Genomic DNA, 22347 nt, shown 5'->3' on the forward strand with positions numbered 1-22347 from the left:
TTTAAGTACCTTACAATCGCCCACTGCGAAAGACGCCGTAGATCAACCAGATTCCCAATAGGCTCGACATCATAAAAATAGGAATACTGACATAAACCAGTCGCGTATCGGAGGAAATGGTAATCGCTGAGGCCAGGATCAGCGAGGACATGACCATCCCGATCGCCAGTCGGTTTCCTGAACGGTCCATCTCAGTTGTCAGATGATCGATACCTTTGTGCTCTAGATGAATCCGGAGTTCATCGTCACTCAATTTCCCCAACGTGCGTCCGACCTGCTCGGGCAGATCATGCATGACCTTTGACAGGCTGCAGGCTTCCGACCAGATACGATTGGTAATCGCACGCGGATGATAACGTTCGGAGGATATCTGATAAATATATGGTTCCATTTCTTGCGCGATATTTAAATCCGGTGCCATGCGGGCAGCCACGCCTTCGAGCGTAATCAACGCTCGAATCAGCAGCATAATATCGACGGGGCAACGGATGCGATGAATCGCCAGTATGTTGATAAAATCGGTCAGCATCTTACCAACGCTGATCTGATCCAAGGGGATGCCGTAGTAATTTCCAATAAAGTCACGAAGGTCTGCGCGCAATAACTGATGGTCAACGGCTCGTTTTGCCTTACCTATATTTAAAACGACTTCCACCAGTTTGGCCGTATCTTTTTTCGCGACATTTAACAACATGTCAACCAGCAAATCACGACGTTCTTCTTCCAGCACACCGATCATGCCGTAATCAATCAGACATAAGGAACCATCGGGTAATACACGGAAATTCCCCGGATGCGGATCGGCGTGAAAGATTCCAAATTCAAACGTCATTTTCATAAAGATGCGTGCGCCATTGGCAGCGACATCATGCGGACTGATTGGCAGGTTCTTTAACTCTTCATCGTCATCAATCCGATAGCCGTCGATGTATTCCATCGTGATGATATCACCTTGCGTCATATCCCAGAATATTTTGGGGACATAGAGCGTCGCATCATCCTGGAACAAACGATAGAACTCGTCGGTGGAACGAGCCTCTCGCATGAATTGCAGCTCCCGCCGAATCGTGCGAGAAAACTGATTGACCAGACCAACAGGATCAAAAACTTCGGCATCCGGAAAATGGCGTTCGATCATCGTTGCCAGTTCGTACATCAAGCTCAAATCCTGTTCGATCACCCGGTCGATATCCGGGCGTTTGATCTTCACAACCAACTCAGTGCCATCATGATGGCGGGCTTTATGCACTTGCCCTAATGAACCGGCGGCGAGTGGCTTGCGATCAAACTCGGCAAACAAAGTATCAATCGAGCCATCCAGTTCCCGCTCTACAATTTCAATTGCTGTTTCACTGGGAAATGAAGGGACGCGTTCCTGCAGCTTTGCCAGTTCATTGACAACATCCCGGGGAACGAGATCGGGGCGCGTACTCACGACCTGACCAAATTTGATAAACGTTACTCCCAGACTTTCTAGCGCGAGACGAATCCGTTTTGCACGCGTCAATTTAATCTCGGGTTCCGTACGTTTCCAGAACAAAAGTCGGCGACCAAAGCGTAAATACCGCCTGAGCCCCAGTTGGTCAACCAGGTCATCAAAACCATAATTTACGAGCACCGTAACAATTTCGCGGCTTCGTCGCAGATTTCTTAATAACCGTAGTGGGTTCGAATCCAAGGGTTTCTCCTGCATAGAAAGCGATCTCACGAATTTCCTCTTCGGTAAGCGCAGTCTGACTTATTGGTTCGGTTTTACTTTTTATCTTAGCAGACTATAACAGACGTTCCTATGCAGCAAAGCCCCGATGTTATTAAAATAGAATTCCACGAAATCTTGTCACAATTTACCTGGAACGCGGAGCCGGATACATGCGTTTTTTCATTTACTGCTTATTGACGATTTTCTGCACGACATCCCTGTGCCAGGCAGGCAACTGGCCGCAAATCCTGGGCCCTTATCGCACTGGTCATGCAGCAGAAGAAACACTTGATTCAGCTTGGCCTGAAACAGGCCCTCCTGTCAAGTGGCAACGAGGTGTCGGAAGTGGTTATGCCGGCCTCTCGGTATACAAGAACAAGGCGATTTTATTTCATCGTGTTGGCGATCTCGAAACAGTAGAAGCCCTCGATACGCAGACAGGTGAGCCGCTCTGGAAACAAACCACCCCCGTCAATTATAAGGGAACCTTCAACCCGAATGATGGCCCGATTGCTGTCCCGCTCATTCATAAAAATCGTGTTTACACATTTGGAATCGCAGGAAATCTACAGTGCCTGGATCTGGAAACCGGCAAGAAGATCTGGTCTCGCGACACTCACAAAGAGTTTCAGGTCGGACAGGGTTATTTCGGCGTCGGCAGCACTCCCATTATTGTAGAAGACAAGCTGCTCGTGAATGTGGGTGGAAAACGAAAAAATGCCGGTATCGTCGCGTTCTCACTCGATAAAGGATTTACACTCTGGCAGGCAATGAAGGATGACGCCAGTTATTCGTCACCAACTTCCGCGTTCTTACACGGGCGTTTTTACGCGATCTTTATCACCCGTCTGTATCTGGTTGGCGTTGACCCTCAAAACGGAAACATCATGTTTCAGTTTCCGTTTGGGAAACGGGGGCCAACAGTCAATGGTGCCGACCCGGTAATGATTGGGAACTATGTGTTTGCAACGGCCAGTTATGGAGTCGGTGGATTCTGGGGCAAGATTGATCGCGCAAATGCCAGCGAAGTCTGGCGGAATCAGCAAATTATGTCCAGCCAATATACAACGCCTATTGAATACGGGGGCAAATTAATCGGCATTGACGGTCGCCAGGATATTGGAACCTCAAGACTGATTTGCTTTGATCCTCAAACGCAGAAAGTAAACTGGGCACAAGATAATTTTGGCTATGCTACTCTGCTTGAAGCAGATAACAAACTGATTATCATGAAAACAGACGGCACCCTGGTTCTGGCAGAAGCCTCATTAGAAGCCTATAAAGAACTAGGTCGTGCTCAGGTATTTAATTCGACAACCCGGGCTCTACCTGCGTTATCCAACGGGCTGCTATTTGTCAGAGACGAGAAGACACTGAAATGTTTGCAGCTGAAGTCAGAAAATCCAGCCCCCGTAACACCCGAGAAATCTCCTTTGAAGTAAGGTCTGAATAGAAGAATGTCATCCAGCCGACGCCCGAATAGTGAAAAAGAATTTGAACGAGCCCAGAAGGTCATCCCCGGAGGCGTGAATAGCCCTGCACGGGCTTTTGGTGCTGTAGGAGGTCACCCGGTTATTATTGATCGCGGAGAAGGACAATATCTCTACGACATTGATGGTAACCGATACATTGACTTTGTCGGCTCCTGGGGGCCGCATATTTTGGGTCATCGTCACCCTCGTGTAATTTCCAGCATTGAAGAGGCCCTCAAAAAGGGGACCAGCTTCGGCGCTCCCACCTTACTGGAAACCGAACTGGCCGAACTCGTTGCCGACCTGGTGCCTTGCGTTGAAAAAATCCGCATGGTCAATTCGGGAACCGAAGCCGGGATGAGCGCCATTCGGCTGGCCCGCGGATACACCGGACGGGATAAAGTCATCAAGTTTGCCGGCTGCTATCACGGTCATGTTGACAGCCTGCTGGTTCAGGCCGGAAGTGGTGCACTGACTTTGGGAACTCCTTCCAGCCCTGGCGTCCCTCAAGGATGCACGGCTGACACGCTGGTGCTCGAGTATAATGATATCGCACAACTCAAAGAAACATTTACCCAACTCGGCGATCAAATCGCCTGCGTCATTCTGGAACCGGTTGTGGGGAACATGGGCGTGGTGCTTCCGGAACCTGGTTTTCTGGAAAGCGTCCGCGATCTCTGTACACAGCACGGATCGGTTTTCATTATGGATGAAGTCATGACCGGTTTCCGCGTCGCCTTAGGGGGCGCACAACAGAGATTTAATATCATGCCCGACATCTGCATGCTAGGAAAGGTGATTGGTGGCGGTATGCCTGTGGGTGCTTACGGTGGAAAGGCCGAAATCATGGATGCGATTTCGCCGGTCGGCACCATCTATCAGGCGGGAACCCTCTCCGGCAACCCGATTGCGATGGCTTCAGGAATCGCCACGCTGGAATGCCTGAGAGAGGCCAACCCCTATCCGCAACTGGAAGAAAAAACCCAGCGTTTGACGAAGGGGCTGATTGCTGCCGCTACCAAAGCCGGACTAGAGCACACGCTGGCTGAGTGCGGTTCGATGTTTACTCTGTTTTTCAATCCAGAGAAAGTCACCAGCTACGCGATCTCAGCACGCAATGATACCACCCGTTTTGCACGTTACTTTCAAGGCATGCTGGATCGAGGCGTGTACCTTCCCTGCAGCCAGTTTGAAGCCAACTTTACTTCCACGATGCTGACGGAGGAGGACATTGCTCATACGATTCAGGCCGCCGAAGAAGTCCTACAGGAAATTGCCTGAATCGACTCGGACTGACCATACGCCTGAGACAGCCGACTTACGGCGTAAAGTCGGTTGTCTCGTTGATGTCCAGACAGAACTCTGCCAGTAATTGTGCCGCATGGTCGAGGTCTTCTAACGAGACCACTTCCACCGGGCTATGCATATAACGATTGGGGATGGCGACAATCCCGGTCGCCATACCGCCTTGATTTAGCTGCATCGCATTGGCATCATTGCCCGCCGGTCGGGAAATACTGTTGATCTGGTAGCTCAGATCATTCTTACCCGCCAGGTCTGACAACGTTGAAAAGACGACCGGATTCACATTCGGCCCCCGATACACAACAGGCCCATTACCGAGCCTGATATCGCCATTTTCCTGTTTGCTGACAGCCGGGCAATCGGTCGCATGGGTCACATCGACGGCGATTCCGACTTCGGGCTGAATCGAGTAGGCACTCGTTTTTGCACCACGCAGCCCGATTTCTTCCTGGACTGTTGAAACTGAAAATACGCCGACCTCGGGTGATTTTTCGCTGACTTGCCGCAAAGCTTCCATCACCACCCAGACTCCCACCCGGTTATCCATTCCGGGGGCCGACGCCAACTGGTTCAGCATGGGGCGAAAGCCGAGTTCGAACGTGATGGGATCGCCGATTGAGACCAGCTCTCGAGCTTCGTCTCCATTTTTAGCCCCGATATCGATCCAGAGATCTTTGATTTCCGGAACAGTTTTTCTCTCTTCCGGGGTCAGCAGGTGAATCGCCTTCCGAGCAATTACACCATGCACGGGACCGGATGCCGTATGCACCTGCATGTTCTGTCCCAGCAGCATCTGGATATCCCAGCCCCCGATCAGATTGGCCCAGAGATAACCTTCATCATCGATGTACTGTACTAACAGACCAATTTGATCACAGTGCCCGGCCAGCATGACCCGTCTCTGGGCATCGGGATTTACGGCGGCAATCACATTTCCGTGCAGGTCGGTTTTGACTTCATCTGCAAAGTTGCCGACGTATTCACGAACCACTTTCTGAATCGGTTGTTCGTAGCCAGAAGGAGCTGGTGAGTGGAGCAATTTCTTCAAAAAATCCAACGATTGCGCATCCATGAGAACTTTCCTGGAAGATTGAGGGTTTCAACTTCTATACGAAATAGCACCTCTCATATTCCCTATATGCGCTATCCCAGAAGCCGTTTGTAAGTGGCTTAATTCTAGTGACTTATGATATTTTTTCAATCCGCCTTTAAAATTGGCGATGAAATGGATTTCTGGAGAAGATGCTGACAGACTCCCAGAACGAAAAATTGTACAAAAAGTCCCGCTCACCGCAGGAATCTTTAAGCTAAGCTTTCAATATGATTAGAGCCAACTTAGCGAGATGAATCCTGACTCGAAGCTCACTTCCTGACAGTCAATCACAGTGACGATTTCTTTAGGCTGTCTGTAAGCGAATCTAAAATGAAAGCGAGGGCAGGCTGTCTCATTTTCGCAGAATGATACTGAGGGCAAATGAATGGACTGGACCAAATTACGCAAAGAACTGATCGGTGAAGGAAAGCAAAGTCCACTTCCTTCTACAATCAAACTTCCGATGTTGCCAAAAGCCGTGATGGAATTTTCGCGCAAAGCGGAAGATCCCAAGTCGACTCCGAAAGAGCTCAGTAAAATCATCGAAACAGATGCTGGAATTTCTTGCGAGTTGTTACGGATGGTCAATTCCAGCGCGTTCGGATTACGCCGCAAAGTATCCTCGATTCAACAAACAATCACATTGTTGGGAATTCGATCGACTAAGCTCTTTCTGGTCACCACCGGTTTGAAGCAGGCGATGTCGAGCAATGACTCAAAGTTGATCAATCTGCCGAACTTCTGGAGTACAAATCTGGAACGCGCTTTAACAGCCCGAGAAGTGGCGCGGCTGATGAAAGTCGATCCCGACGTGGCATTTTCCGCAGCCATGCTGCAGGATTTTTTATTGCCGGTCTTATCGAAAGAACTTTTCGACCTTTATCTGCAGTTCACGATCAACCAGGATAACGATCCCTGTCTTTTGAAAGATTACGAACGCAGACATTTCAGCTGGGACCATTGTGCAGCTGCCGCCAATGTGATGCTGGACTGGTCATTCCCGGATGACCTGATTTGCTCTGTCTACCTGCACCATGAAGGTCTGAAATTGCTGACAGACGAGAAACTGGGGAAAACCCCCGCTGCCGCGGTTGCCGTCTCGTCGTTGATTCCTGATCCACTGCGACAGGATCCGAACGGATTAAATCAACTCTTAGCGCTAAACGAAGCCTGGGATGCGTTCAATCTGTTTGAGATCGCAGAGAAGATTGACGCCGAACTTAGAGAAGAATCGACGGCTGCGAGTAATTATCTCTCTCTCAAAAACCGTCTGGAAAAGCACGCTGTGCTGGTTGAGAACGAATAAAGGCTGAGGCAAAAAAACGGTCCACGAATGTCTGACCAAGCCTGCAACCAATGATCGATTTCCTTAGGAAGCAGTCGTGGAATAATCACTCGATTGTTTCAGGCTTTTTTCCCACTTTTCTTTCTCTGCTTGAATTTGCTCTTCGGTTGGCTTTTCCTGATCGCAGGCCATATCACTTTTCAATAGATAGCGACCGTCCTCGGTGTGCTGACAAAACTGTTTGAACCAGAGCATGCTGGCCACGTTCGGTTGCGGACTATAAAGCGTGACCGCGATCCCTTTTTCATAGAGATCATAAAGCATCCCGAAGAAGCCGCTGGGAATGTATTTTACAAACGTCAGTTCAACACCAATCGATTTACATTTTTCTTTATCGACCAGACGGGTCAATGTTTCACGCAGCAAGGCCAGATCCGCTCCGTCCCAGATTTCCATTGTTCCGAAATCCAGAACAGTCACTCCTTCACGCACATAGACGCTCATTCGATCGCGTTTTGATGCCATGCTGTCGTTCTCTCTTTCTGCTTGTAGAGTATCAATGCTGTTGAACAGTGAACTGTTAAGAAGATTGAATAGACGCAAAGAGCGGGCCATTTTTGTTCCGAATCGTTAACTTCCCATTTACAAAACCGATAAACCACTGATAGAAAGAGACTTAAGAATTATTCACTCTTATCAGATTCATCTTCTCTTAACAGGGACTGTTGTGTTTTTTCTACATCGGAACAACGTATGGTGTAAAAAGACATCACGACAGGTCTGAATGTGGAAAGACTCTGAAGTATCAAGCCTTTATGCTCTGCTGCAATTACTAATCATATATACGAACAGCAGACGGTAAGCGTTGGATTTTGGCAACACGAAGCAGGAGCCAGAGGAGACGTTTGAGGGCAAAAAACCTAACAGCTAAAAGTACAAGACTGTACAAACAAGAAAGTGTAAATAAAAAATCAGGATAATTCCCGTGATGATTCGCAGATGAATTTACCTTGAAGATGCCGCCTTTTTCTTCGGCTTTTGATTGAAATTGCGAATGGAATCAGGAACCTGAGTCTGCATTTGATCGTACAATTTCTTCAATCGCGCCACGACCTGCGGATTCTGCTTTGCAACATTGTGCTGCTCCCCCGGATCGTCTTCAAGATTGAACAACATCATCGGCCCAGGTTGATCTCCGGTTAACAGTCCGGGTGGCTGATCGGGCATGGCCTGTTCATAAGGGGCAATGATCGTCACACCATCAGGGCCGCGCGGATCAATCCAGTCTTTCCCCTGATTGGCCAGAAGCTGACGCGGCGATTGTTTCACATGCAGTTTCCAGGGACCACTGCGAACGGTAAACAGGAAGTTCCCTTTCATTGAATACAGAGCTTCATGAGGAGTCTTCGCCTGCTCTGTCAGGACGGGAAACAAATCCTTTCCATCAATGACCCGATCCGTTGGTAGTGGGATGCCCGCCTGTTTCAAGATGGTGGGAAAAATATCAATTGAACCGCAGTTGGTATCGATGACTTGCCCTTTGGGAATTTTCCCCGGCCAGCGTGCGATCATCGGTACCCGCAGCCCCCCTTCCCAACTCGTCGACTTCATTCCGGAGAGCCCCGCCGTATGGCCGCCAAACCAGGGACCGTTATCCGAGGTAAAAATGACGAACGTATTCTCATCCAAATCCAGTTCCTTGAGCGTTTTAAAGATCTCACCTACACTCCAATCCAGCTCGGCGATCACATCGCCGTATAACCCTGCCCCACTCTTTTTGTAGAACGCTTCAGACGCGGCCAGCGGTTTGTGCGGCATGGCATGAGGCAGATAGAGAAAGAAAGGTCGCTTCTGATTTTCACGAATGAATTCCACCGCACGGTCCGTATAACGTTTCGTCAGATTCGCCTGTATGACCGGGTATTCGAGGATCTCCTCCCCTTTGATCAAATTGACGGGGCGCATGTCATTCGAATACAGAATTCCCAGATAGTCATCGAAGCCGTGCCGCGTAGGATAATATTGTGGGTCGTGCCCCAAATGCCATTTGCCGATACAGATGGTCGCATAACCATTCTGTTTTAATTTTTCACTCAGCAGAACTTCGCTGTCGGCGATTCCCACCCCACTACGAAACCGGCCTCCATCAGGAGCCGGGTTAAACCAGACGCCATGCCGCCAGGGATAGCGGCCCGTCAATAGAGTCGCACGCGAGGGAGCACAATAAGGCACTGGCACATTGAACTGAGTCAGGCGGGCGCCCTCTGCCGCCATTCGATTGAGATTTGGAGTTTTAAACTTGGGGTGGCCGAAACATTCCAGATCTCCATAACCCAAATCATCGGCAAAAATTACGATGAAGTTCGGTTTTGCTTTTGTTTCTGCCGCGATGAGGGTCTGCTGAGAGCAGAGGATCAGGCAGACGAGACAGACGATGATTCTTGGAATGGCCATCAAAATCGATTCCTGTTTGAAGGGGAGCACTATATTCAACGCAAGAAGTTAGAACGTGGAAACTCGATTCCTTCAGCATATAGGCACGAGAATCCAAAGTAAACCAAGGAATGCTTGAAGAGGTGCGAGTTGCTCCAGAGCGAAAACAGAGCCCAAACGAGGGGTGATTGGTCCTCGATTCCATCTTGAGCCAAACGGTCATATCCACTATTTTTCACATCTTACAGACCGATTAGCGCAACGGGAACTGCTTCACTCTGCAAGGATGCATGATGAACGCTTCAAAATTCTTCTTTATTTTGGCATTGATGGGACTCACCCTGACCGGCTGTGGTGGCGATAAAGGAGCCAAACCTGAACAAGCACCACAACAGACAGAAAGCCCAATGCCTGAAGCGGCAAAGGAACAGGCTGGCTCAGTACCAGACCAGAATGTGACTGGAAAACAAAAACATGAAACCGTCCGTGTGTTCTATGGCACGGATCGCAACCTGACTGGTTCGACTCGTCCGAAAGAATTTTTTGGTGCAGAACGAGCCAACCTGTCACTCGGTTTCTGTGATGTAAGCATTCCAAAGAATCACCAGGAAGGGAAACTGGAATCGCCTAAAATCTGGAAGCTGGAATTCCGGGAAAATCCGGACAAGCATGTCGTATTGAAGTCAGTCGAACCGGCATCCGGGTCCGAGTTTGTGGCGTCCCTGCGCGAAACAATTCAGAACTCGATTGAAGTCGAACAGACTCCCGAGGGAAAAGTCAGTACGGGTGGCGAAGCATTCATCTTTATCCACGGCTATAATAATTCGTTTGAAGATGCCGCCCGCCGTACTGCACAAATTGCGTATGACTTGAAATTCAAGGGTGCCCCCTTGATGTATAGCTGGCCTTCCCAGGCAAAAGGCTCACTCTGGGCCTACAAAGAGGATGCCCGCACTGCACAGTGGTGTGAAGAGAATGTGACCCTGTTTGTCGAAGCGATTGCCTATGAATCGGAAGCGCGGAAAATTCATCTGATTGCACATAGCATGGGGAACCGGGTCTTGTCGCGTGCATTGAAGAACATTTCACAAAAGCTGGTTGCTTCCGGAGAAACCCAGCCGTTGTTTAACGAAGTGATTCTGACTGCCCCAGATATTGATGCACAGATTTTCAAAGATTCGATCGCCCCCCATATTGTTCAGACCGCGAATCGCTTTACCATATATTCTTCTTCGGATGACCTGGCATTAAAAGCTTCTCGTGTCGCCAATTCGTTCTGGCATCAACGACTGGGAGAAGGGGGCTCTTATCTGACCGTCTTCCCGAAATATAAACAGATCAATGTCGTTGATGCTTCTGACATCGATACCAATCTGTTTGCATTGGGACACTCTTACCATGCCGACAATGTTTCTGTTTTAGGCGACGTGAAACAGGTCTTTCAGGGAGTCCCCGTCAGCAAACGTGGACTGCGTTCTTTACTGGAGAACCTCGCCTGGAAGTTCCAGAGTAAACGCAGCCTTCTGGGACGCGCGATCCGCGGTACATTTCGCTAAGCCGACTCTTTTCAGCATTATAAAAAAGAGCACACAAAGAAAGAATATCGTTCTCTGTGTGCTCTCTGAATCAATAGAGCCGCCTTAGGGCTGATTCAAATTAACCGAGGGGAAACGGCTCCGGTTCCAACAAGAATGGGAACACGCGAATTGGTTCGCCCAGTGTTAAATCGTCGGGATAACGCAGTTGAGCAGCACGATCCGCGGCAAACTGCAGCTTGGTCAATTCCAGCCCGCAGTAATGGTCGGCGTTGGATTCGGCAGCGACATCGGCAAAGACTTCACCGGCTGAAGCGGCATGACGTCGGACGCCGTGAATACTACCTTCCCGAACTTTGATTCCAGCGGCGGACAGCTTCACCAGTCCTTTTAAGAACCGGCCGGGAATCGAATCGGGACCGCAAACGCGTAACAGACGCTCCCATTCATCGTGGGCTTCCCAGTAGAATCCCAAGTTGAAATAATCAATGGCGTTCAAATAATTACGATGCTCGACCCAGTTTTCCTCAGTCAATGCCTTAGGAGGTTTGGGTTTGTTACCATAGCTGTGTCCCTTAGGATCGCGATAAGGATGCGGCAAGTTCTTGCTGGGAACAAAAGTATATTCCGGCAACCGGGACGAAGGTAATAAACGCACAACATCAGCAACAGGATAAACCATCCTTTAAAATCTCCAATTTCTCTTTTACTAGCTTAGGACAATCGACTCACAGATCATCGTCACTCAGTTTAAGTACGACGATCATTTCGATCAAAAACGTTATGTCAGAGTAAATCTAACTTATTTATTAGTAAGAGGTTCCGTAACGATAGCGCTAAACCTCATTTAACTGGGGCTCCGCCCTCTCTCTTTAGGGTGGCTCGTAATCGGCTCAAGTAACAACATTTAAACCAATGCAGTATTGAGCAAAGGGGGCAGGAAACTGAAAAACAAACGGTCATCGTCTGTTTAACAAGCCTTAGGAAGCCATCATATACGAGCATTATCGAACATAAAGAGCAGATTTTATAATTTGGAGTATTTTCACGAATTTCACCCTTTCCTGGTTCTAATCAGGTGAAATAGAAATGAAAGTAGAGCCCCAATGCCCTGAGAGAGTACCAATAGAAACGCTGAAAGTCTTTTTACTGAAATGGCTTACACCACTCAACCTCACTGTGGTATGGGGTCCGCCGCAAGCTGGCCTCACGGCTTTGAAGCAGCCCCCTCTTCCGCTTTCTGACGGGCCTCTTCTGCTCGTATCTTTCGAGCAGAGATACTGCGAAACTCCCAGGGAAGCTTGCTGTTATCCGGCAGCGAATCCAGTACACGTTTCAGCTGTCTGTAGGACTCCAGACTCTCACCTGCGGTTCGCAAGCGATCGGAGTCTGCCAGGTCATGCTGCTCCAGAGGATCTTCGGACAGGTCATAGAATTCGCAGGATGAATAGAGCTTGAATCTTTGATCTCGCACAACCCGCTGCTTGTAATATTGAGTCAAACACCAGGGACGCCAGGGTTCTTTGAGACTCTGATTTAGAATCTGGGGAGCGAATGATCGCCCGTCAATGGTGACTCCTTCAGGAAGCGGCGCCTTAGCCAGATCCACCAGCGTCGGCAGAATATCCGAAACATCGATCAGGTCATCGCTGATCCGCTCTGACCCTACCAGTTTAGGGCAGTTCACGATGAGAGGCATGTTGATGCCCTGCTCTTTGAGAGAATAAATTCCCTCACCAGAAATGCGCCCGTTGATGCGGCCTCCCAGACTCTGCTCCGCATTCTGATCAGTTCCGTTGTCGGTACCATTGTCGGGAACGATAAACAAAATTGTATTATCGCGAATGCCCAGCTCGTCCATCGCTTTGACCAGACGACCGATTAAGTGATCGGAATAATTCAGCATGCCGGCAAATTGTTCGCGCGGCGTTAACTCTTTCCCCAGATTATGTGGCGTATGCACGACGGGGATATGCGTGAGGATCGCAGAATAGTAAGCGCAGAACGGCTTATCGCGATGTGTCTTCATGTATTCAATGAGATAGTCTGTGAAAATATCAGGACCGAATTTGCCTTTCGTAACCAGTCGTTTGCCGTTCTGAATGACGTACGGATCCCAATAGCGTTTTTTGTGTGCGGGGTGCCCTTTCTTGCCTTCAGGAAAGATGCAGTATTCCTGAAAGCCATGCTTGATGAGCGCATCTTTCTGTTCCGGATCAAATAAGTCATTGATCTGCCATTTCCCGGAGATGCAAGTGTTATAACCGGCGTCCCTCAAGATGCGGGCAAAACAGACCTCACGGTTCCAGTCGAAATAGCCCCCTCCGTAAATCGCCGGATCGTGGTGAGTATGCCAACCGGAGCGGAAGGGATAGCGGCCTGTCAGCAACATGTGCCGCGTCGTACTGCAGACCGGCGTTACATAACAATTGCGAAACCGTAGTCCGGTATAAGCCAGATGATCAATCGTCGGCGTCTGGTTTTCTTCACTACCATAACAGCGAAACCAGTCCTTACCGACATTATCGAGCAGAATGAAAATGATATTCGGTCGTGTGTCTGTTTTCTCTGCTGCCGCCAGCTGCGGCAGATTCAGCGTCAACAGACAAAACACAATACAGCCGGTTTGAATCAGACGTTTCATAAGACTTTCAGTTCTTATTTTGGGTTGCGAGTTTCATTTCTGCAGGTTCGACTTGAATCATGGCCGTTGATTCTGCTCGCATTTTCTGAATCTGAGGAATCACTTTCTGTGTCGCGATATACCAGGCCATGCCCAACAGTAACAGAAAACCGATGCCCGCCAATATATTCATGACGGGCCCATTACGATGTTCGCCCATTACTTTCTTACTGCTCGTTAATAACAAGAGCGCCCCTGCTGCCAGGGGAGCAGCGACCACTGTCACTGCTTGTGCCGCTACGATCGCCACAACAGGTTTCGTTCCCGACTCAATAACATACATCGCGACGAACATCCCGATGAGTAAAACCGCTGCCGTCATTATGCGCGTGGATTTATCTTGCGGCGTTCCGCCCAGACCGAGACTGTCAGACAGAATAAAGCCGCCGATCATGGAATTCACGATGAAGGAAGAATAGGCAGCAGAGAACAGGCCGATACAGAACAGAATCTGACCTTTGTCGCCAAACAACGGCTGCAAGGCATTTCCCACATCGGCAACGCTATTCAATTGCTGACCGCGGAGTTCGGCGGCTGCGGTGGACATGAGCATAATGGTTATCAACGCCATGATTGTCGCACTGATACAGGAATCGATGCGGCCATCTTTCAGATCGGCAACCTTCCAGCCTTTGAATCGGGCCAGATAAGACTGATAGAAGGCAGCAGTGATCACGAATGTCGTGCCGATCAGTCCCAACAGAGAAATATTGAGAATCGAATCCAGACCGCCCCCCCCGTATCCGGGGATCACCCCCTCCGCCATTTCCATCAGATTCGGCTTGGCAAAAATGAGGTTGATCGCAAACGAAAGCAACATTAACCCGACGAAGACGGACATCAACCGTTCAACCAGTTTATACAAGTTCTTAAAGCCGAACAGAAACGCAATCGAAATGGCATTGAAAAACACAATCCCGTATTTCAGATTAGTATAAGTCTCGATTGCCGAATGGACCCCCAGGTTATTCCCAAACTGATAAGCGGCGGAAATGAAAAATACGCCACAACCAATTAAAATCGTTAACGGCCTGCCCACGGTTTTCGCCAGCAGGGTACACGTCGATTCATTGGTCACCGTCCCCAGCTTGGCACCCAGTGAAGTATAAACCAGCATAAAGATGACGGAGATCAGAACGACCCAGATCATGCTGTAGCCTTCTTTTGCTCCCAGGTTGGAACTGGTCAAAATACTACCAGGCCCAATCACCACACAGGCAGTAACTAAACCAGGACCAATCCGCTGCCACCAGTGTGGCCTGACGCTCGTTGCTTGTTCTTCACTCACGTTACCGGGTATCCTTTTGGTGTCACTCAGAGTAGGCCAGATAAACACATGTGTTATTTATTATGCGAATCTGGCTGCGTTACACAATCCAATTCGCAGTTTGTCCGGTTTTATTTTGGAAACAGCCGTTGTACTATTTAAGATAGGATTTTGGTCTGCCCTTTTAAAAAGGGAGCTCCAGTTTCAATCAGCTGCTCGGCGTCACATTAAGAAATGTTGTATAAGGATGGTCTCGTGAAATTTTTTCTGAACGTCTTCTGCCTGACGGGGTTGCTTTCAGGGTTCTTCATGGAGTCGGTGTCTGCCGCACCAAAAGCAAAGCAACCGAACTTCATTGTCATCTTCTGTGATAATCTCGGCTACGGTGATATTGAGCCGTTCGGCTCCACAGTCAACCGCACCCCCTGCTTGAACCGAATGGCGCGAGAAGGACGCAAGTTTACTCATTTCTGTGTCACCGCGGGTGTCTGCACTCCATCGCGGGCTTCAATTATGACCGGCTGTTATTCCCAACGGGTGGGCATGCACTGGAATCCGCGCGACGGCCAGGTGCTGCGGCCGATTTCCCCCTACGGTTTAAACCCGGAAGAAATCACGGTCGCCGAAGTCTTGAAAAAACAAGGTTACACAACTGGCATGATTGGAAAGTGGCATCTGGGTGATCAGCAGCCTTTCCTGCCCACCAAGCAGGGCTTTGATTATTTTTACGGCATTCCCTACAGCGACGATATGACCCAGGCGGTCGGAAAACGGATCGGCGATCGATTGGACGGCAACCGCTGGCCTCCCCTGCCCGTAATGCTCAATGACAAAGTCATCAAAGCTGGAGTCGACCGCAATCTGCTAACCAAAGATTACACCGAAAAAGCAGTCGAGTTTATCGAACAGAATAAAGACCATCCGTTCCTTCTCTATTTCCCGCAAGCAATGCCCGGCAGTACGAGCAAGCCGTTCGCCAGCGAAGCCTTCCGGGGTAAGAGTAAAAGTGGTCCTTGGGGAGACAGTATCGAAGAGCTCGACTGGTCGACCGGACAACTTCTAGACAAGCTGGTCGAGCTCGGAATCGATGAGAACACGCTGGTGATCTGGACGTCAGACAATGGCTCTCCGATGGCAAAAGATATGAACAGCACAGCGCGAGGCACCAACAAGCCGCTTAACGGTCGCGGCTATACCACTGCCGAGGGCGCCTTCCGTGTTCCTACAATCATGTGGTGGCCTGGCACCGTTCCCGCAGGAACGGTATGCAATGAACTGGCAACCACCATGGATCTTTTGCCGACCTTTGCATTACTTGCTGGTGGAACCGTTCCCTCAGATCGTATCATTGACGGGCATGACATTCGCCCTTTAATTGAGGGTAAATCCGGTGCAAAAACGCCTTATCACGTCTTTTATTATTATGCGATGGAACAACTGCAGGCCGTGCGAAAAGGCCCCTGGAAATTATTCGTACCCTTAAAGGAATTCAGCCGACACCCTCACTTCAAAAAGGGAGAGGGTTCAAAACCACTGTTATTCAATGTGGAAACCGACATCAGCTCAGAACACAGCGTCGCTGCTCAGCACCCGGAAATTGTCAAGGAATTGATGGCTCTGGCTGAAAAAGGACGAGCGGATCTGGGAGACACGAATCGTCCCGGCGTCAACCAGCGTTCCGCGGGTAAAATTGAAAACCCCGTTCCCCCCACACTGAATACCACTTCCACTAAATAATCGCAAAGACAGCTTTGAGACAATCACCTAAGTAAAAACATTCCGAAAGCCACCTGATGCATTCCCTGGAAATCGACTGTCAGACAGTCAAGCAGAAACTCGACACCAACCATCCTTTTGTATTGCTCGACTGCCGGGAGCAGGATGAATATAACCTCGTCCATATCTCGGAGTGCCGCTTACTTCCCATGAGCGTAATTCAACAGCGGGTTTCTGAACTGGACGAACATCGCGAGGCGGAAATTGTTGTCTACTGTCATCACGGGATGCGCAGCCTGCAAGTCACCGCCTGGTTGCAGCAGGAAGGTTTCACAAACGTTAAAAGCATGCAAGGAGGCATCGATGCCTGGTCCTGCGAGATTGATGATTCCAAAACGCGATATTGAATGGCGGCAGTAAAATCGGCTTGATATAATTTTTGAACCGCTTTGATTAATCCACTTTGATCTCTACTTTGGGAGTTAAGCATGTCATACGAGCAGCTATTGTATTTGTTTCCGGTAATGGCAGGCATGGTCTTCAGCAATGCAACACAGGCTATCGCGTTTGAGAAACCGCTGGTCTTCATCTCGGCGTTTGCACCCGGAGAAAAAGGGGCCATTCACGCCTTTGAATTCAATCCCTTAACCGGAGCATTAAAACAGGTCGAACGGAACACCGATGTGGAACATCCCTTTTTCCTGGCCGTTTCACCCGATAACAAATACCTGTATTCGATTCATGCACCGGGAAAATTCGGAGGTAAAGACCACGAATACGTGGCTGCCTACGAACTACAGGATCGTACTGGAAAATTAAAATTATTGAATCGACAGTCTTCTCTGGGAACGGCATCCTGTTATCTGGATATCGATAAATCAGGCAAGGCGGTTGTTGTCGCCAATTACTCAACCGGTAGTGTTGCTTCTCTGCCGGTTAAAAAAGATGGTTCTTTAGGAGAAGCCGCCACATTCGCTCAACATACCGGCTCCAGTGTTGATCCCAAACGTCAGAAAGAACCACACGCGCATTGCAGCGTGATCAGCCCCGATCAGAAGTTTGTTTTCGCCGCTGATCTGGGCCTTGATAAAATCATGGCTTATCAGCTCGATTCCAAAACAGCCAAACTTACACCCAGCCTGCAACCCTTTGTCAGAACAATCCCTGGTGCTGGCCCGCGGCATTTGACGTTTCACCCTGATGAAAAACATCTCTACGCTATTAACGAGTTAAAGAACTCTGTCACAGCATTCGACTATGATCCGAAAATCGGCACTCTGATTGAGCAGGAGACCATTTCCACGCTGCCCGAAGACTTCAAAGGCACGAGCCATTGTGCCGACTTGAAAATCACACCCGATGGCCGTTTTCTATATGGCACCAATCGGGGACATGACAGCATCGTCGCTTATAAAATTGATGACCAAGGAAAGCTAAGCCTGTTAGAAATCGAACCCAGTCTCGGCAAAGGACCACAAAATCTGGCCATCAGCGCAAACGGCAAATTCCTGCTCTGTGCCAATATGCCCGGCAATAATGTGGTCGTATTTCATATCAACGATGAAACCGGCAAGCTGACCCCCGTGGGAGACCCCATTTCCATTCCCAGCCCGTCCTGCATCTTGATTCGCTAAAACCAGTCAATCACTGGAACGACGATATTCACAAACTGGAAATCAGGCGGACGGATCGGCGTCTACCCGGGAATTCGTTTCGTCTTCGTCATTCCCGTGTTTAGAATCGTATTGATCCATCAGCATCGAAGGACAAGTCTCTTCTTCGTCACACTGTTTGCAGACGATGTGAATCAATTCAGGTCCGGCCAGCTTTAATTGTTTCTCTTCGCAAAACTGATACAGTTCTTTTAAGTGTGTGCAAACCATAATTAACCCATTCCTTATTTATGATGTGATCACTTGAGCCAAACAAACAGTATGACTTGTGATGATGTTTGAGTTACTTCGCCCGTATTGTTGATCGCTGGTCCTATCCCTTGCAAGAGCAAATTGGACGATTTCATCTCGAATACTATGAAACGCCGTCAATTACACTGGTGTTAATGTTTCGATAAGAAGTTTCTCATTAGACAAAATTGCTTACCTTCGGTTGCCTCTTTCGCCTGCCTGAGTTTAGGATGAGATTTGAAAGAGGCGAAATGAACTGTAGCCTGGTTCGATTCGTCACTTTCTCAAATCAATCACGCGCGCTGATGACTGAAGTATAAATCACTTTTGAAACAGGCCCACCATGAATTCCCCAGTCAATCAATGGACGTTTCTCCATGTCAACGACAGTCATATGGGAACCGCGCGTTCCTACCGGTTCCGCCCCGCCATTAATAAACGCTGGGCAGCGATTAAACAGCAGATGTCGGAAATCGACGCCGATCTGCTACTACACGGCGGCGACCTGACACGCGACGGCGACACGCACGAATTCGAATATCAACAGGCTCGCGAAGATCTGGACACGCTCCCTTTCCCCACCTTTATCATCCCCGGCAATATGGATGTCGGCAACAAACATGCCTCACAAACAGGTGTCAAGCATCGCTGGGATCCGAAGGGGCTTGGCTGGAACGACCCCGATCTGAACATGACGGCCAAACGTCTCGACCTGTTCAGCAATTATTTTGGCCCCCTGCAATGGTCATTCCTGCATCGTGATATACGTTTTACCGGCTTTTATGCCGCCGTCGCGGGAACAGGGCTGCCTCACGAAGCACGCTTCTGGCGAATGCTGGAACGGCTGCCCGACCTGCCCGCGTCTAAACACCATGTCGCCGTCATGCACTATTGGCCATTCATGGAACATCCCGATGAACCGGCCTGGGATCTGACGGACGGCGATCAGTATGACAACTGGTATTTCTCGATTGATCCGCCTCATCGACAACGTTTATGGGAAATTCTCAAAGCATCGAATGTGGAAATTCTGTTCTGCGGTCATGTTCATACAGGACGCCCTGTCCAACACATCGACGGAATTCGGCTCTACCGCACACAGGCAGCAGGCAACACGGGACAACTGTCCGAACGCTGGCCTGAAGCAGATACCAGTTTCGGCTTTCACCGCTGTGATGTCACAGACTCAGGCATTGACGTGACCTACATTCGGGGGAATGACCAATGCGAAGAATTCGGCACCTTCGGTCCGCTGGGTCACCCCCCCATTGAGGAACGCGATTATTCCGTCGCGCAGGAACAACCACCAATTCAACCTGACGCTGATTTATAAAAAAGTGGAGTCAACCGTGCGAGTCTCAGTCTATATCGCCACCAGTCTGGATGGTTTTATTGCCCGTGAAAATGGCAACCTGGACTGGCTGCCTGGCAGTGATGGTACCAGCGAGCAAAGTGAAGAAGATTTTGGATATCACGAGTTCATGGATTCGGTCGATGTTCTGATCATGGGTCGCAAAACTTTTGAAACGGTTCTGTCCTTTGAAATTGAATGGCCTTACAGCGAGAAGCAGGTAATTGTACTCAGCAGTCAGCCTCTTCAAATCCCCAACGACTTACCAGCGACAGTGGAATCATCCACTTCCTCTCCCGCTGAACTGATTCAGCAGCTTTCTGAAAAGGGATATCAACGTGCCTACATCGATGGTGGAAAAACCATTCAGAGTTTTCTCAATGCGGGACTCATACAGGACATGATCATCACCCGCATTCCAGTTCTCATTGGCAGCGGTATTCCTTTGTTTGGGCCTGTCGATAACGATCGCAAACTGCGTCACATCAATACCCGCACATTTGAAAATGGATTCGTGCAAAGCGAATACGAGCTGGAATATTAATTGGCCTATTCTCCATTTTTTAATTTGAAGTGAATTCCGCGTATTTCATCTTCCCTCATGAGTCACTCAGAAACTATAGTGATTTCCATCTCGAACCTCTGTTGAGGATGGTCCGATTGAACTCACTTCCCCGATTTTGATTCATTGGAAAGGAACTCGCATGACTCTTCGCTATGCAACCCTCGCAGTCGTCTTCTGAGTTTTCACAAATATTATGGTATTCGCCGAAAACAAGTCATCAGAAGCCGACGCGGAACTCTTAAAAGCGGTCAAAATACTGGATGAAGCGTTTTCAAATCGGGATAAAGAAACGATTCGCAAAATGACCGATCCTCGGCACATATCGATTTCTCCCGCGTATCAGTTTTTCAATCAGGAAGATCAACTGAAAGCCCTACCGGAACTCAAACTGAGTCTCTTTAAGACAGGTAAAATAACGATCATTCACACCACGCCCCGCTCGGCCCTGATCACCTACGAAGCCAATATCGAAGGCACCTTCGAAGGTAAGCAGCTCGCGAAACATGTGCAGATTGTCGAGTGCTGGATCAAACGCAAAGGGAACTGGATTGAAGTTTCGTACCAGGAAACCCCGCTTCCTTGAATCCTTCACATTCGAAAGCATCTAACTCTGATTGAAATCCTGGAAGTAAACGGTCTCTTTCTTTTTAAGAGTCCTTTGCTGCATCTTTCATCCATCCTTCCAGCATCTCACGTAACAGGGTCAGTTCGCGAAACAATGCCTTGCGATCCTTGTTGGCATGCTCAAAGCACCAAGGGCCGCGAAAGCCGGCATTCCAGCCAATCTCGAAACAGCGTTTGAGATCGTATAACGGATGCTCTCCCTGCGGGCCCAGATTTCGTGCTTTAAAATCACAAGTCACCGAAATCGGAAAAGTCTGTTCCAGCCCAGCATAGCGGATCGAATCACTGTCCCAATTCCCGGTATCAGGACAAGCGGCGACGTTGTGTCCGATGGCTTCCACCAGTTTAACGACCGATGCCGGATCGTCCTGCATCCAGCCGTAATTTTCCACAAGCAGCTGCACATTCCGTTCTGCTCCGTAATCGCATAATTCTCGGTAACTGGCGATATGAATTTTCATATCAGGTCGTTTTACAAGTGGTAACGGGCGCGCCCATTTCAGCCCCAGGTGCGAAGCGACGTCGATGGACTTTTTGTAAGTCGTCAGTGCTTTGGTGCGCGTCGCTTCATCAGGACTGTTCATATCCAGATTGCGCTGGTTCATTTTCAAATTGGTTAAAACGCACCCCGCCTTGTCCGCTGCGGCCCGGACCTGATCAAGATATTTTTTGTCCGTTGCCGCCAGAGTCGACGTATTCAGGTCAATCACCTTCATCCCGAGTTCGTTTCGTAAAATGCGGGGAAGTTCCAGTAGTGTGATTTTCCCTTTTAATGCCTGGGCAGCCATATGTCCTGAAAATGAAGAAGTTGTAATTCCCAACGCTTTGTCGAGTGGGTTAACAGTCTGCGGTTTGGGTTTCGAAGCCGCTTTGAGTGAAACCGTTCCCAGACAGGAAACGATCAATGCACGGCTGCTCGAATTAAAAAACTCTCTTCGCGAAATTTTCATTTTTGCTTCTCCAGGCAGATACTGTACAATCAACATTGAATGCAGGAGCCTGTTATCGTACGTTTTTTTGAGTACTGATGAAATCAAAAATCCAGAAATGCCTGCTCCAGCGATTTTTTTGAAACGAAAAACCATGAAGCGGGGTAACTCTCTCAAAGCTTCTGACGCAGTCATTAAACGAAACCGTCACTTGAAAAATGGAATTCCGATGAAACTTCCTGCTCGAATGCCGTTGATGTTATTGTTAATCACAGTAACCTGCCATTCTCTAGTTTTTGCTTCTGAGAAAGAGAATCCGAGAACAAAAATCGGCACGAATGTGGGAACGCTCCAATTCAAAGACATTCGCTACCTGACACGCTCGCTGAGTGACTTTAAAGAACCAAAGGCATTCGTTCTCGTCGCCTGTAATACAACCTGCCCGTTAGTGAAACGCTATCTGCCGAAACTGAAGCGTCTGGAACA

Annotated in this window: 20 protein-coding genes (1 of these 20 only partly in view); 11 read left to right on the plus strand and 9 right to left on the minus strand. The window is 49.0% G+C overall.

Going from position 1 to position 22347, the window contains the following annotated elements; genetic code table 11:
* Positions 1-10 precede the first annotated feature (10 nt).
* Complete coding sequence (locus tag Enr17x_RS22800) at positions 11-1678, minus strand: ABC1 kinase family protein (RefSeq protein WP_232100822.1); 1668 nt, start codon at positions 1676-1678, stop codon at positions 11-13.
* Positions 1679-1869: 191 nt separating this feature from the next.
* Here Enr17x_RS22800 and Enr17x_RS22805 point away from each other — a divergent pair, with 191 nt between their 5' ends.
* Positions 1870-3141 carry a PQQ-binding-like beta-propeller repeat protein gene (locus Enr17x_RS22805; protein WP_145311990.1) on the plus strand — a complete coding sequence of 424 codons (1272 nt, stop codon included), beginning with the start codon at positions 1870-1872 and terminating at the stop codon, positions 3139-3141.
* Between the two features lie 15 nt (positions 3142-3156).
* A complete protein-coding gene (gene hemL, locus Enr17x_RS22810; protein WP_145311991.1) occupies positions 3157-4452 on the plus strand; it encodes a glutamate-1-semialdehyde 2,1-aminomutase in 1296 nt (431 codons plus the stop codon).
* A 37-nt stretch (positions 4453-4489) separates the two neighbouring features.
* On the opposite strand, the gene Enr17x_RS22815 is transcribed toward hemL, so the two are convergent.
* On the minus strand, positions 4490-5548 hold the full coding sequence (locus Enr17x_RS22815) for a M42 family metallopeptidase (RefSeq protein WP_145311992.1): 1059 nt from the start codon (positions 5546-5548) through the stop codon (positions 4490-4492).
* Between the two features lie 406 nt (positions 5549-5954).
* Between Enr17x_RS22815 and Enr17x_RS22820 the strand changes: the two genes are divergently transcribed.
* Positions 5955-6875 (plus strand): HDOD domain-containing protein, encoded by a 921-nt coding sequence (locus Enr17x_RS22820; protein ID WP_145311993.1) that lies wholly within the window; start codon positions 5955-5957, stop codon positions 6873-6875.
* 63 nt (positions 6876-6938) lie between these two features.
* Here the strand turns inward: Enr17x_RS22820 and Enr17x_RS22825 are convergent, their stop codons facing one another.
* Positions 6939-7379: a hypothetical protein gene (locus tag Enr17x_RS22825; protein WP_145311994.1), complete on the minus strand. Its 441-nt coding sequence runs from the start codon at positions 7377-7379 to the stop codon at positions 6939-6941.
* Positions 7380-7859: 480 nt separating this feature from the next.
* Positions 7860-9308, minus strand: coding sequence for a sulfatase-like hydrolase/transferase (locus Enr17x_RS22830; RefSeq protein ID WP_145311995.1), 1449 nt, complete (start codon positions 9306-9308; stop codon positions 7860-7862).
* A 272-nt stretch (positions 9309-9580) separates the two neighbouring features.
* Here Enr17x_RS22830 and Enr17x_RS22835 point away from each other — a divergent pair, with 272 nt between their 5' ends.
* Positions 9581-10843 carry an alpha/beta hydrolase gene (locus Enr17x_RS22835; protein ID WP_198000751.1) on the plus strand — a complete coding sequence of 421 codons (1263 nt, stop codon included), beginning with the start codon at positions 9581-9583 and terminating at the stop codon, positions 10841-10843.
* A 100-nt stretch (positions 10844-10943) separates the two neighbouring features.
* Here the strand turns inward: Enr17x_RS22835 and Enr17x_RS22840 are convergent, their stop codons facing one another.
* From Enr17x_RS22840 to Enr17x_RS22850, 3 genes are all read right to left on the minus strand, one after another.
* Complete coding sequence (locus Enr17x_RS22840) at positions 10944-11504, minus strand: DUF309 domain-containing protein (RefSeq protein ID WP_145311997.1); 561 nt, start codon at positions 11502-11504, stop codon at positions 10944-10946.
* Between the two features lie 525 nt (positions 11505-12029).
* A complete protein-coding gene (locus Enr17x_RS22845) occupies positions 12030-13466 on the minus strand; it encodes a sulfatase-like hydrolase/transferase (protein ID WP_145311998.1) in 1437 nt (478 codons plus the stop codon).
* A 7-nt stretch (positions 13467-13473) separates the two neighbouring features.
* Complete coding sequence (locus Enr17x_RS22850) at positions 13474-14793, minus strand: Nramp family divalent metal transporter (RefSeq protein ID WP_145311999.1); 1320 nt, start codon at positions 14791-14793, stop codon at positions 13474-13476.
* 288 nt (positions 14794-15081) lie between these two features.
* Here Enr17x_RS22850 and Enr17x_RS22855 point away from each other — a divergent pair, with 288 nt between their 5' ends.
* The 3 genes from Enr17x_RS22855 to Enr17x_RS22865 all read left to right on the plus strand — a co-directional run bounded on the left by Enr17x_RS22855 (position 15082) and on the right by Enr17x_RS22865 (position 18122).
* Positions 15082-16509, plus strand: coding sequence for a sulfatase family protein (locus Enr17x_RS22855; protein WP_390622555.1), 1428 nt, complete (start codon positions 15082-15084; stop codon positions 16507-16509).
* Positions 16510-16565: 56 nt separating this feature from the next.
* Positions 16566-16895, plus strand: a complete 330-nt coding sequence (locus tag Enr17x_RS22860) for a rhodanese-like domain-containing protein (RefSeq protein ID WP_145312001.1) — start codon at positions 16566-16568, stop codon at positions 16893-16895.
* 81 nt (positions 16896-16976) lie between these two features.
* On the plus strand, positions 16977-18122 hold the full coding sequence (locus tag Enr17x_RS22865; RefSeq protein ID WP_145312002.1) for a lactonase family protein: 1146 nt from the start codon (positions 16977-16979) through the stop codon (positions 18120-18122).
* A gap of 42 nt (positions 18123-18164) precedes the next feature.
* On the opposite strand, the gene Enr17x_RS22870 is transcribed toward Enr17x_RS22865, so the two are convergent.
* A complete protein-coding gene (locus tag Enr17x_RS22870) occupies positions 18165-18371 on the minus strand; it encodes a hypothetical protein (RefSeq protein WP_145312003.1) in 207 nt (68 codons plus the stop codon).
* Positions 18372-18735: 364 nt separating this feature from the next.
* Here Enr17x_RS22870 and Enr17x_RS22875 point away from each other — a divergent pair, with 364 nt between their 5' ends.
* The 3 genes from Enr17x_RS22875 to Enr17x_RS22885 all read left to right on the plus strand — a co-directional run bounded on the left by Enr17x_RS22875 (position 18736) and on the right by Enr17x_RS22885 (position 20891).
* Complete coding sequence (locus Enr17x_RS22875; RefSeq protein ID WP_145312004.1) at positions 18736-19725, plus strand: metallophosphoesterase family protein; 990 nt, start codon at positions 18736-18738, stop codon at positions 19723-19725.
* A gap of 16 nt (positions 19726-19741) precedes the next feature.
* Entirely contained in the window at positions 19742-20287 is a 546-nt protein-coding gene (locus Enr17x_RS22880) for a dihydrofolate reductase family protein (RefSeq protein ID WP_145312005.1), read from the plus strand.
* Positions 20288-20501: 214 nt separating this feature from the next.
* Entirely contained in the window at positions 20502-20891 is a 390-nt protein-coding gene (locus tag Enr17x_RS22885; RefSeq protein WP_145312006.1) for a nuclear transport factor 2 family protein, read from the plus strand.
* 64 nt (positions 20892-20955) lie between these two features.
* Here the strand turns inward: Enr17x_RS22885 and Enr17x_RS22890 are convergent, their stop codons facing one another.
* A complete protein-coding gene (locus Enr17x_RS22890; RefSeq protein ID WP_198000752.1) occupies positions 20956-21882 on the minus strand; it encodes a sugar phosphate isomerase/epimerase family protein in 927 nt (308 codons plus the stop codon).
* Positions 21883-22090: 208 nt separating this feature from the next.
* Between Enr17x_RS22890 and Enr17x_RS22895 the strand changes: the two genes are divergently transcribed.
* On the plus strand, positions 22091-22347 hold the beginning of the coding sequence (locus Enr17x_RS22895; RefSeq protein ID WP_198000753.1) for a redoxin domain-containing protein. The gene runs 1537 nt beyond the window's last position; only the first 257 of its 1794 coding nucleotides appear in the window; its start codon is at positions 22091-22093; the stop codon falls past the right edge of the window.

The sequence above is a fragment of the Gimesia fumaroli genome, assembly GCF_007754425.1.
GTDB classification, from domain to species: Bacteria; Planctomycetota; Planctomycetia; order Planctomycetales; family Planctomycetaceae; genus Gimesia; species Gimesia fumaroli.